This window comes from Pseudomonas sp. IT-P74 (genome assembly GCF_949768175.1).
Taxonomy (GTDB): Bacteria; Pseudomonadota; Gammaproteobacteria; order Pseudomonadales; family Pseudomonadaceae; genus Aquipseudomonas.
Window position 1 is genome coordinate 52,320 of sequence record NZ_CATKQD010000006.1, and the last position, 13,014, is coordinate 65,333.

6 protein-coding genes are annotated in these 13,014 nt (G+C 60.4%); 3 read left to right on the forward strand and 3 right to left on the reverse strand.

Translation table 11 applies throughout. The features are described from left to right. Window positions 1-147: 147 nt before the first annotated feature. Together ACM6J5_RS05850 and ACM6J5_RS05855 are read left to right on the forward strand one after the other, a co-directional pair. Complete coding sequence (locus ACM6J5_RS05850) at window positions 148-2,001, forward strand: DUF4105 domain-containing protein (RefSeq protein WP_414927994.1); 1,854 nt, start codon at window positions 148-150, stop codon at window positions 1,999-2,001. A gap of 285 nt (window positions 2,002-2,286) precedes the next feature. Next, the gene (locus ACM6J5_RS05855) at window positions 2,287-2,781 is read left to right on the forward strand and encodes a GreA/GreB family elongation factor (protein ID WP_095942060.1); all 495 of its coding nucleotides are present in this window, start codon (window positions 2,287-2,289) and stop codon (window positions 2,779-2,781) included. Here ACM6J5_RS05855 and gdhA read toward each other — a convergent pair. Together gdhA and ettA are read right to left on the reverse strand one after the other, a co-directional pair. Beyond that, window positions 2,778-4,115 carry an NADP-specific glutamate dehydrogenase gene (gene gdhA, locus ACM6J5_RS05860; RefSeq protein WP_414927995.1) on the reverse strand — a complete coding sequence of 446 codons (1,338 nt, stop codon included), beginning with the start codon at window positions 4,113-4,115 and terminating at the stop codon, window positions 2,778-2,780. The genes ACM6J5_RS05855 and gdhA overlap by 4 nt on opposite strands. 371 nt (window positions 4,116-4,486) lie before the next feature. Next, entirely contained in the window at window positions 4,487-6,151 is a 1,665-nt protein-coding gene (ettA, locus tag ACM6J5_RS05865; RefSeq protein ID WP_095942058.1) for an energy-dependent translational throttle protein EttA, read from the reverse strand. A gap of 417 nt (window positions 6,152-6,568) precedes the next feature. Here ettA and ACM6J5_RS05870 point away from each other — a divergent pair, with 417 nt between their 5' ends. Continuing rightward, a complete protein-coding gene (locus ACM6J5_RS05870; protein WP_414927996.1) occupies window positions 6,569-10,417 on the forward strand; it encodes an EAL domain-containing protein in 3,849 nt (1,282 codons plus the stop codon). 16 nt (window positions 10,418-10,433) lie between these two features. Here the strand turns inward: ACM6J5_RS05870 and ACM6J5_RS05875 are convergent, their stop codons facing one another. Next, on the reverse strand, window positions 10,434-12,785 hold the full coding sequence (locus tag ACM6J5_RS05875; protein ID WP_414927997.1) for a glycoside hydrolase: 2,352 nt from the start codon (window positions 12,783-12,785) through the stop codon (window positions 10,434-10,436). Window positions 12,786-13,014 lie beyond the last annotated feature (229 nt).

Here is a 13,014-nt window from a genome sequence, read left to right on the forward strand (position 1 = left end):
CTGGCTTGCCAGCGATGGTCGTTAACGATGACGCGTGTCTGCTGGATAAACGCGGCGCCTTAGAGACCATCGCTGGCAAGCCAGCTCCTACAGGGGAAAGCATCAACCGCGCCGGGTCTTTATTTATTTCGAGTTAAGTTGCCTTCTATGCTCAAACGCCTTGCCTGGCTGGCGCTGTGTGTCTGCGCCCCGCTGTCCGCCTCGCCTAACATCGACCCACAACGTTTGCAGCAACTGGCCAACGACCCTTTCTGGATATCCCTGGGCCATTACGAAACCGCCAAGCTCGGCGGCTGGCGCAGCTATGTCAGTGACCGCAGGTTCTTCCTCGCCCCTGACGGCAATGAACATCCGGACCATGAACTGGCGGCGACCGTACAAGCCTTGTACGCCCCGCCCAGTGCCGGTGAAACACACGCTCAATGCGTCTACCCGGCCCGCACCCGCTGGCTGAAAGAACAACTCGGCCTGACCGGCCTGCCAACGCCGGACTGCGCCGGGTTCAAGCAATGGTTCAAGGACGTCTCGCCCGACAGCGCGGTGATGATCTTCCCGGCGGCTTACCTGAACAGCCCGTCCTCGATGTTCGGCCATACCCTGTTGCGCATCGACCAGGCCGAAGTGAAGAGCGACAAGACTTCTCTGCTCAGTTACGCGATCAACTTCGGCGCCTACATCGAGGGCTCGGACAACAGCATCATCTATGCCTGGAAAGGCCTGATGGGCGGCTATCCCGGCCTGTTCGCGATGGTGCCCTATCAGGAAAAGCTCTCGGAATACCGCAGCCTGGAAAACCGCGACCTGTGGGAGTACCGCCTGAACCTGACCCAACAGGAAACCGCGCGCATGGTCGAGCATGTCTGGGAGCTGAAACAGATCAAGTTCGACTATTTCTTCTTCGACGAAAACTGCTCATACCGCTTGCTGGAACTGCTGCAAGTGGCCCGCCCGGGCCTGCGCCTGACCGAGCAATTCCCGCTCACGGCCATCCCGACCGACACCGTCAAAGCCGTGAAAAATGCCGGACTGGTGGAGTCCATCCAGTATCGTCCGTCCCGTGAGCGCGAACTGCTCAGCCGCGCCGAGCCGTTGAATCCTGAAGAACAGCAATGGGTGCTGAAAGTCAGCGCCGATCAGAAACAATTGCAAGACCCGGCGTTCAAGGCGCAACCCCGCGACCGTCAGGCGCTGATCATCGATGCGGCCTATCGTCTGGAGCGTTACCGCGCCAACGGCCAGGAACGCGATCCCGCGCGCGCCCAGCGCAGCTTTGAACTGCTGCGGGCAATCAACCAGAACCCGGCGCCGGAACTGGATATCCCGCAACCAGGCCTGCCTGAGGACGGTCACGAGTCGCGCACCTGGCAGCTCGGCCTCGGCACCCGTGGCGATAAAGCCTTTGGCGAATATGGCTTGCGCATGGCTTATCACGACCTCAATGACAACAATGAAAGCTTTCCCCTCGGCGCGCAGATCGAAATCCTCCAATTGAAACTGCGCCAGTACGAAGGCAATGACTGGCAAGTGCAGCAACTGGACCTGGCCACCATTCGCTCCATGACTCCGCGTAACGAGCTGCTGCAACCGCTGTCATGGCAAGTCACCGGCGGTCTGGAGCGAGTGCCGGGCAAGCACGATGACCAGACCCTGGTCAGCCACGCCAACGGCGGTGGTGGTGGCACATGGCAACTGGGCGATGACATGCTCGGCTTTGCCTTGGGCACGGTACGTATCGAGCACAACAACGACTTCGCCGCGTTCATTGTTCCGGCCGCTGGCTTCAACACGGGTGTGCTGTGGAAAAACCCGCTGGGCAACCTGAGCCTGGAAGCCAAGGGCGACTTTTTCGCCAATGGAGAAGTGCGCCGTAGCCTGAGCCTGAATCAGCAATGGGAAATATCCCGCAACCTCGGACTGCGCCTGAGCGCCCAGCGCGAGTTCAGCCATTTGGCGACGGCCGAGAACGAAGTGATGCTTGAGCTGAAGTGGTATCACTACTGACCTGACACACCACTCGCTCCCACAGGGGTTATGTGGCGTTCAACAAAATGCATGCACACCTTTCACCCCCCCCGACGAATCCACTTCTAGACTTTATCTATGAGTCGCGTATCGGCTTGGGAGAGTGAGACGTGGTGGTATGTGGGATGGCTTGCTTTAAAGCCTGGCAGCAGCAGAAGGATCAGGCCGCCGCCCGGGCCTGTCACTCGCCATAAGTCGCTTTCAGACATCCAGTGAAACCAAATGCCTGCGACCATGGCCCAAATCCTATACCGGGAGAATTCCATGAGCCGTGCCTTCGTCAATGAAGATAACGCCGCCGCGCAAGCCGATCAGCCAGTCGAACGGCAGATCAGCGCGCAGCCCAATTACGTCACGCCGCAAGGCCTGAACCTGTTGCAGGGAAAAGTCACCGAACTGCAAACCCTGCACGCCGAACAATCGGCAAAAGGCGAGCAGGCCGACAAGCAGCGCCTGGCGGATCTCGAACGTGATCTGCGTTACTTCAAGCAGCGCCTGGGCAGCGCTCAGGTAGTACCCACCGCGACGTCGACCGAGAAAGTGCAGATCGGCAGTTGGGTGACCTACGCCGATGAGCACGCCACCGAGCGCCGGGTACAACTGGTGGGCGAAGATCAGGCCGATGCCGCCCACGGCCTGATCAATTGGGGTTCACCACTGGGACGGGCACTGCTCGGTGCGCGACTCAACGATGAAGTGCTGTGGCAGCGCCCTGCCGGGGATCAACTGATTGAGGTGATCCGTATCGAACCGGCTTAGACAACGCCCTGGGCCAGCATGGCATCGGCGACCTTGACGAAGCCGGCAATGTTTGCGCCCTTGACGTAGTTGACCCGGCCGTCCTCCTCACCGTAATGCACGCAAGCGTGGTGAATCGACTGCATGATCGCGTGCAGCTTGCTGTCCACTTCGCCGCCGGTCCATGCCAGGCGCATGGCGTTCTGCGACATTTCCAGCCCGCTCACCGCTACACCACCGGCGTTGGACGCCTTGCCCGGCGCGAACAGAATGTCGGCTTCGATGAACAGGTCCACCGCCTCGAGAGTGGTCGGCATGTTCGCGCCTTCGGCCACGCAGATGCAGCCGTTGCGCAGCAAGGTGCGAGCGGCTTCGGCATCCAGTTCGTTTTGCGTCGCGCACGGCAGCGCGATGTCGCAGCTCAGACTCCATGGCAGCTCACCGGCGCGGAACTCCAGGCCAAAGCGACCGGCCAGTTCACGGATGCGCCCGCGCTGTACATTTTTCAGTTCCAGTACCGCCAGCCATTGCTCCTCGGTCAAACCGCTTTCGCAATACAAGGTGCCTTCGGAGTCGGACAGCGAAATCACTTTACCGCCCAGATCCATGACCTTGCGCGCTGCGTATTGCGCAACGTTGCCGGAGCCGGAGATCGCTACGCGTTTACCTTCAACGGCCAGGCCGCGACGCTTGAGCATTTCTTCGGCGAAGTACACGCAACCGAAACCGGTGGCTTCCGGGCGAATCAGGCTGCCGCCGTAGCTTGGGCCTTTGCCGGTCAGCACGCTGGTGAACTGGTTGCTCAGGCGCTTGTACTGGCCAAACAGGAAACCGATTTCCCGCGCGCCGACACCGATATCACCGGCCGGTACGTCGACGTCAGCACCGATGTGGCGGTACAACTCGCTCATGAAGGCCTGGCAGAAGCGCATGACTTCCGCGTCGCTTTTGCCTTTGGGGTCGAAGTCCGAACCGCCCTTGCCGCCGCCCATGGGCAATGACGTCAGGGAGTTTTTGAAGGTCTGCTCGAAGGCGAGGAATTTCAGGACGCCCATGTTCACCGACGGATGGAAACGCAGGCCACCCTTGTACGGCCCGATCGCGCTGTTCATCTGGATGCGGAAGCCACGATTGACCTGGACCTTGCCCTGATCGTCGACCCACGACACGCGAAACACCACCGCCCGCTCCGGCTCGCAGATGCGTTCCAGGATGCCGGAGGTCAGGTAATGCGGATTGGCTTCAAGAAACGGCCACAGGGTACGCAGGACTTCTTCGACAGCCTGGTGAAATTCGGGTTGGTCCGGGTCGCGTTTTTTCAAGCGCGCAAGGAAGGATTCGACGGATTCGATCATGGAAAAGTCTCGGCAAATTTATTGTCGTTGGAGGTGATTGAGCCGGACTGTAACAAACGATTCGCGCACAGGAACAGCGCAAAATGTCGCGATTATGAAATTAAATGGTGCACAGGATATAAATTAACCTGGTTTTTTGACCATTCTTGCACCTGAATGGGGATTCACAATTCAAGTCTTGCACCATCAGGTACACCGCCATCGCGAGCAGGCTCGCTCCCACAAGGGATGTATGCTGGATTGGGATTTGTGGCCTCCACAAAACCCTGTGGGAGCGAGCTTGCTCGCGATGAATGCGCCGCGGTATCGCTGAAAAAAAGCACAAAAAAACGGAGCCCGAAGGCTCCGCTCCTTATGCAACCAACCCGAAATCAGGCCAGTTTCTTGTGCCGTACACGGTGCGGCTGTGCAGCCGCTTCGCCGAGGCGTTTTCTACGATCGGCTTCGTACTCGGTGTAGTTGCCTTCGAAGAACACCGCTTGCGAGTCGTCTTCGTACGCCAGGATGTGAGTCGCGACGCGGTCCAGGAACCACCGGTCGTGGGAGATCACAATGGCGGCGCCCGGGAAGTCCAGCAGGGCTTCTTCCAGGGAACGCAGAGTTTCGACGTCGAGGTCGTTGGACGGTTCGTCGAGCAGCAGGACGTTGCCGCCCTCCTTCAGGGTCAGGGCCAGGTGCAAGCGACCGCGCTCACCACCGGACAGGTCCTTGACGAACTTCTGCTGGTCGCCGCCCTTGAAGTTGAAGCGACCGACATAGGTACGCGACGGGATCTCGTAGTTGCCGATGCGAATCTGGTCGGAACCGTCGGAGATCTGCTGGAACACGGTCTTGCTGCCGTCCAGGTCCTCGCGGCTCTGATCCACACAAGCAAGCTGCACGGTTTCACCGACTTCGATGCTGCCCGAATCCGGCGTTTCCTTGCCCATCAGCATGCGGAACAGTGTCGACTTACCGGCACCGTTACCGCCGATCACGCCAACGATGGCGCCTTTAGGCATGGAGAACGACAGGTTGTCGATCAGCACGCGGTCGCCATAGCCCTTGGTGACGTTCTTGAATTCGATGACCTTGTCGCCCAGGCGCGGACCGGCCGGGATGTAGATCTCGTTGGTTTCGCTGCGTTTCTGGAATTCCTGCGACTGCATTTCTTCGAAGCGTTGCAGACGAGCCTTGGATTTCGACTGGCGGGCCTTGGCGCCTTTGCGCACCCACTCCAGTTCTTCCTTCATGGCTTTTTCGTGGGCCGACTGCTGCTTGGATTCGGCAGCCAGACGATCGGACTTGGCTTCCAGCCAACCCGAATAGTTACCCTCGTAAGGAATGCCCGCGCCGCGGTCGAGCTCCAGGATCCAGCCGGCAACGTTGTCCAGGAAGTAACGGTCGTGCGTGATCGCGACCACGGTGCCCGGGAAGTCGTGCAGGAAGTGCTCAAGCCACGCAACGGAGTCGGCGTCCAGGTGGTTGGTCGGTTCGTCGAGCAGCAGCATGTCCGGGGCGGACAGCAGCAGGCGGCACAGGGCCACACGACGCTTCTCACCACCGGACAGGACTTCAACCTTGGCGTCCCAGGCCGGCAGACGCAGCGCGTCGGCGGCGACTTCCAGTTGACGATCGAGGTTGTGACCGTCACTGGCCTGCAGGATCGCTTCGAGCTTGGCCTGTTCGGCAGCCAGTTTGTCGAAGTCGGCGTCTTCTTCAGCGTAAGCCGCGTAGACCTCATCCAGGCGAGCCTGGGCGTTCTTGATCACGCTGACCGCTTCCTCGACCACTTCACGCACGGTCTTGGTCGGGTCCAGGATCGGCTCTTGCGGCAGATAACCGATATTCAGCTCCGGCATCGGACGGGCTTCGCCCTCGAACTCGGTGTCGACGCCGGCCATGATTTTCAGCAGCGTGGACTTACCCGAACCGTTGAGGCCGAGTACGCCGATCTTGGCGCCGGGGAAGAACGACAGAGAAATGTTTTTCAGGATTTCCCGCTTCGGCGGAACAACTTTGCCCAGCCGATGCATGGTGAATACGTATTGAGCCATGGAGAACCTTGGGTCAGTGACAGATGAATGATTGGAGCGCAGGCGATGCCCGGGCCAGACCGTGCGCGTCGTCCGTAAGAGGCGACGCTGAAAAAGTCTGAGTCTAGGAGCTGGTCCAGACGCTGTTAAAATGTAACGAGCGAAGGAAAGACAAGGCGAAAACAGGCGAGGACGCGGAGTTTACGAGTTGTAAATGAGCAGTCCGAGCCTGTTTTCAACGCAGTATTTCCGAGAGCAGTAGTTTTAGCAGTGTCTGGGCTCCCGCGTAACCGGCAAAGCTACCTGAATGACCGGTGGCAGTCCAGCCGACGGGCAGGGGCTGGCACTTCGCCACAACTCAAGGCATGCTAGCCGCCCTTCGGGCGTCCGGCTTATAGTGCACGTCGCGCCAGTCCAGCCATACCGCAGGATTACAGCTTGTCCATTGTCCCTCCGCCTCTGACTTCCAGTGCGCCGGCCACAGCGCCCGGCTCCCCCCTGCGCGGAACCTTGAAGGGCACCTTGGCGACACTCGTATTGTTGCTGCTGGCCCTGCTGTTCTGGCAGTTGCTCGACCAACTGCGGGAAACCCAGAAGAACCAGCGCCAGTACACCATCGACTACACCGCCGATCTGGCCGCGCAGGTCAGCCTGAACATGGCGCTCAACGCACAGATCGCCCTCAACCTGTTACCGATCGTCGAGCAACCGCGGGACGCCGATGAACTGCAGGCCCTGTTGCGCAAGTTGCAACAGTCGCTGCCTGATCTGCGCAGCCTGGCGTTGCTCAGCCCCTCGGGAAGAGTCATCAGCGACAGCGCTCCCGTCAGCGATGACAGCGACTACCTGGGTGAACTGGTACGCCGCAGCCACGCCCAGGCGCACTATTTCAGCAACGCCACCGACGGTTCCGTGGTGCATTTATTGTTGCATCAGGCCAGCGGCAGTTCCCGAGGCTATTGGGTCTTGCGCCTGACACCCACCTTCTTTTCGTCCCTGACCAAGCAACGCGAGGCCGGCGGCCGCCCGTTGTGGCTGGTGGAGAACCGCATCAATCATCAGATCATCAGCCGTGACGAAGCGCTGCCCTCGGTCAATCCGGGCACGCTGACCGCGGACGATGTCGCCAACAGCGTGCTGACCGTTGCGCTGAGCAGCAGCGATTGGCAACTGCGCGGCTTGTTCGACCGCCAGCGCGTGCTGGAAGAGCTGCTGCCGGCATTCATCGGCAAATGCCTGCTGGGCCTGGCGTTTTCCATGCTGCCGTTCCTCGCCTTGCTCAACACGCGCCGGCGTCAACGCCAGCTGAATGAAGGCCGCCGGCGCTACCAGGACATTTTCGAAGGCACCGGCGTGGCCTTGTGCGTCCTCGACATGTCCGGGCTCAAGGTCTTTTTCGACAAGGCACAGCTGCAGGGCAGCGAGCAACTGCAAGCGTGGCTGGCGATCCCGGAGCAACGCCGGCCATTGCTCAAGGAACTGCGGATCACAGAGGTCAACCAGGTAGCGCTGCAACTGCTTAATGTCGATAGCGCCGACAAAGCCTGGAAACTGCTGATCGACGGTAATCCACAAGACGGCACCACCATCGGCGACCAGGTGCTCGATGCGATGCTCAACCAGCAGCAACAGCTCGAGCTGGAAATCAAGCTCCAGGACGCCAGTGGTCGCGACCAGCACCTGTGGCTGGTGCTGCGCCTGCCGCAAACCCCGGACGACTATAAAGCAGTGATCCTGAGCATCACCGACATCACTAGCCGCAAGCTCATCGAACTGTCGCTGCAGGAGCGCGAAGGTTTCTGGTCGGACGTGGTGCGCACTGTGCCGGATCACCTGTATGTGCAGGATGTGATCAGCCAGCGCATGATCTACAGCAACCATCACCTGGGCCAGACCCTGGGTTACAACCGCACCGAACTGCACCAGATGGGCGAGTACTTCTGGGAAATCCTCCTGCATCCCGAAGACGCCGACTACTACCATCGCTCCCGCCAGATCCAGCGTCAGGCCGGTTATCGCCAATTGATGCAGTGCCAGTTGCGCTTCCGCCATCGGGACGGCCAGTGGCGACGCTTCGAGATTCGCGAGCAGGCACTGGCCCGGGACAAGAACGACCAGGTCACGCGGATCATCGGCGTGGCCAAGGACATCACCGACCAGATCGAAGCCAGCGAGTCCCTGCGCGACAGCGAGCAGCGCTACCGGATGCTCGCCGAAAGCATCAGCGACGTGATCTTCTCCACCGACAGCCGCCTCAACCTCAATTACGTCAGCCCTTCGGTGCAAGCGGTGCTGGGTTACGACGCCGAGTGGATTTTCCAGAACGGCTGGCAATCGACCATCGCCAACCCGCAACAACTGACCGGCATCTACCACCTGATGGACCGGGTCAGCAAAGCGCTGGATCAACCGGACCAACTGGCGTTGCTGCGCAGCCAGGTGCAAACCCAGCTGTTCCTGTTCGATTGCCTGCGGGCCGACGGGCGCAAGATCCCGATCGAACTGCGCCTGGTATTGGTCTGGGACGAACACGGCACGTTCGAAGGCGTGCTCGGCGTCGGCCGCGACATCAGCCAGCAACGCCGGGCCGAAAAAGACCTGCGCATGGCCGCCACGGTATTCGAACACTCGACCTCGGCGATCCTGATCACCGACCCGGCCGGCTACATCGTCCAGGCCAACGAAGCCTTCAGTCGTGTCAGCGGTTACGCCATGGAGCAGGTCCTCGACCAGTTGCCGAACATGCTGACGGTCGACGACCAGCAGGAAGCCCATCTGCGTTACGTGCTCAAGCAATTGGGCCAGCACAGCACCTGGGAAGGCGAAGTCTGGCTCAAGCGCCGTAATGGCGAGCATTACCCGGCCTGGGTCGGGATCACCGCCGTGCTCGACGATGAAGGCGACCTGGCCAGTTATGTGTGTTTCTTCAGCGACATCAGTGAGCGCAAGGCCAGCGAGCAGCGGATTCACCGCCTCGCCTACTACGATGCCCTGACCCACCTGCCCAACCGTTCGCTGTTCCAGGATCGCCTGCACACGGCACTGCAATCGGCCGAACGGCAGAAGTCGTGGGTGGTGCTGATGTTCCTCGACCTCGACCGCTTCAAGCCGATCAACGACTCCCTGGGCCACGCCGCCGGCGACCGCATGCTCAAGGAAATGGCCACGCGCCTGCTCGGTTGCGTCGCCGATGACGACACCGTGGCGCGCATGGGCGGTGACGAATTCACCTTGCTCCTGCAACCGCGAGCCAACCGTGAAATCGCCCTGAACCGGGCGATCCATGTGGCCGAACAGATTCTTGCCAGCCTGGTGAAACCCTTCGTACTCGAAGGTCGCGAGTTCTTCGTCACGGCCAGTATCGGCATCGCCCTGAGTCCGCAGGACGGCAACGAACTCAGCCAGTTGATGAAGAACGCCGACACCGCGATGTACCACGCCAAGGAGCGTGGCAAGAACAACTTCCAGTTCTATCAGGCGGACATGAACGCCAGTGCGCTGGAGCGACTGGAGCTGGAAAGCGACTTGCGCCATGCCCTGGAACAGAACGAATTCGTGCTGTATTACCAGCCGCAGTTCAGCGGTGACGGCAAGCGCCTGACCGGCGCCGAGGCGCTGTTGCGCTGGCGTCATCCACGCCGCGGGCTGGTGCCGCCAGGGGATTTCATCCCGGTGCTCGAAGAGCTCGGACTGGTGGTGGATGTCGGCGACTGGGTGATCAGCGAAGCCTGCCGCCAACTCAAGGCCTGGCATCAGGCCAGGGTACGGGTGCCGAAGGTGTCGGTGAACATCTCGGCGCGGCAGTTCTCCGATGGTCAGCTCGGCACACGAATTGCCACCATCCTCAAGGAAACCGGCCTGCCGCCGGCATGCCTGGAACTGGAACTGACCGAAAGTATCCTGATGCGCGAAGTCAGCGAGGCGATGCAGATCCTCGACGGCCTGAAAAACCTCGGCCTGAGCATTGCAGTCGACGATTTCGGTACCGGTTATTCATCGCTCAATTACCTCAAGCAATTCCCGATCGACGTTCTGAAGATCGACCGCACCTTTGTCGATGGCCTGCCCAGCGGCGAGCAAGATGCACAAATTGCCCGGGCAATCATTGCCATGGCCCACAGCCTCAACCTGGCGGTGATCGCTGAAGGCGTGGAAACCCATGAGCAGCTGGATTTCCTGAGGGAACACGGTTGCGACGAGGTGCAGGGTTACCTGTTCGGACGGCCGATGCCGGCCAATCGGTTCGAGGCCCAATACAGTAACGATGCATTGTTCATGTTTGATTGAACGCTGCCCAACCAGCTCAACGCGCCTTGAACACCGTACTCATTTCATGCACTCGCACCGGCCGCCCAGGTTCTTCGACACGGGCAGAGAGCGCAGGCAGCGTCGTACCTTGCGCCACCATCGGCCCGCTGCTGAAGTTCACGGTGATGCGCGTTCCATCCGCATAGCTTGATTGCTGGAGCGCGCGATCTGTCGACAACACCTTGAAGTCCGCTATCGCCACTCTGAACAGTCGCTCGTGCAGCGGGCGGAAGATTCGGTCATAGGCTGCGATCACCGGCAGATCACGATCGAGCACTTCATCGGCGAGGTGATAAAGCGGCGGCACCATGTACAACAATTGCAGGAGCGCCGTCGCCTCCCAGTCATTGCTGAACTTCAATGAGCCGTACTCCCAGTGATGGGTTGTCACGACGCTGTCATGCAAGGCGATCTGATAAAGCGGCAGGCGAAACCGTGGCGAGCGCACATAACGGGCGATCGAAGGCTTGAGCGGTACAGGCTTGAAGTAAAGACTGGGCGTTTCGTCGGGCCAGTAACGGCCTCGATAGTACGGCGAGCGTGAATCCTTCATATCAGGATCCATCCAGGCGAAGGGCTGCGTCGTCATGCCCTGGGCAAACGCGAACTGCGGGGCGTACCAGGACAACCCGCCTTCCGTTCCGGTCACCAGGCCAAATGCCCGGGCAGGATAAGCGAGCCTCTGGCGCACACTCTGACTGTCCTGCGATTCACTGGTCTCGCGGCCGGGCGTATAGTCCTCGCGCGGTGGGCCGGCGCCATCCACATCCAGGAAATAGCTGTTGAGCCCAGCGTTTTCTGCAATCGCATCGATGCGTTTTCGAGCATAGTCATGGGCTGCACGAGCACTGACATACACCCCACGTCCGGCAAAACCGATGGCGGGTTGGCCGTTTTGATCCCGGTAACCGGCATTCGCCAACTCATCGCCCATCTGCGCGGTAGACCAGGTTGCCGTAAGTTTTGAGGGGTGGGCGCTGCCATAGCTGTCGTAGACGCCGACCAGGTAACCCGCCGCCTTGGCTTGTTCAATGGCTTCAGGGTGCCAAAGCGCCGTTCGCCACTCACTGACACCCAGCCAGGCACGGCGCAATCCAGCCGATTGCAGCGCGCTGACCAGGTCGGTCGACAGACCGCCTCCCCAACGTCGGGCGGGGGCCAACAGCGGACCGAAGGCCTGCTCCATGGCGACGCTCATATCCCGTGCCCACGCCACTTCACCACCTGGGTCATGCCCGCCCGACAGCGGTGTCACTTCGGGACGGGCAATCACCTTCAACAGTGCCGCGTTGAGCGCTCGAACCACCTCTCTTTTCAGCCATGGCTCAATATCACCCGGGTTCCTGGCAGCCGCCTTGAACGCCTTCTCGACGGCTTTGCGCTTTTCATCATCAAGCGCCTTCCACAGACGCCCCGCCAGTTGCGTGTCATCGCCTTGCTGACGCTGGAACTGTTCCAGAAACGCTCGCCATTGAACGATGTCCGCGACTTTCAGCGGATCGTTGCCCCATAGATAGATATGGGACGCCCCTCCTAACCGGGCGACCTCGGGCGTCGCGGCAATCTTGTCGTTCAAGGAGACAAACTGGCCGTTTGCCTGCAGCCACTGCCGGTATCCACGCGCCCCCGACAACGGGTCCGGCGGGCCGGGCACAAATCGCAGGGTATAAGCGGCATCAGGGGATAGAGAGGAGAAACGGTGAGTAAAGCCAGGTCGTGCCCGATCAGCCCTGCGTTCGACATCAAACGTTGTATCCAGGGGTGTCTCCAACAGCCAGGTCACGGAAAGCCCCTCTCGCAGCTCCGTCCAGAACGGCATGGAAAGAATACTCAGCACACTTTCCGGCTCGTAACGACGCACCATCCAGTCAAGCCACCCGGGGTCGTCCGCCGGCACATAACTGCCCTCGCCAAAAGGAAATGCGTAGGCCTTGATGGCCCCGGGATCCGCAGTCCGAGGCCAGTTCAAGACCGATGGACTTCGTGACCGGACTGACACCCGCAACGCACCAAGCTCGATACTGGCCGTGACCTTGTACCGGGCCGCACCTGCAACCACTTGCCATTCGCGATCCGACAGCCGCTCCACCGTGCCGCCGCTGAACGCCGGGGACGCCAGCGCCAGGCGCTTGCCTTGTGAAGTCGTGAGCGAAATGGCCAACGTGGCCGGCTCAATTGCAAACTGCCCGACGGAACTGTCCAGCAGCACAGGGGCATTAGCCAAGGCGTACGTCGAGCCGGGCATCATGCAAGCCAACACGATGGCCCATACAAGGGCTATCCAACGACATGGGCAAGCCTGCGCGGAAACAGGCGTGGTAGGCATCTGATCGGTCACGGGCATCATCCATCGGCCTCCTGTCCAGCGTTCAGGGGCAAGACGTTCGTCAGCTCAAGTCTTCATCCAGGCTTCCAGAACAGGGTGTGCCCCGCAAAAAAACAAGGATGCCCATCTCGGCTCCGCGCTTCAGGGATAATTTGTGTCCGAATATTCAGCCGCGCACCGTGAATGCCACTTGTCTGCGACATGATGCCGTTTCATATGCCATCTAAAACCCATTGGGTTAGAATGCCTC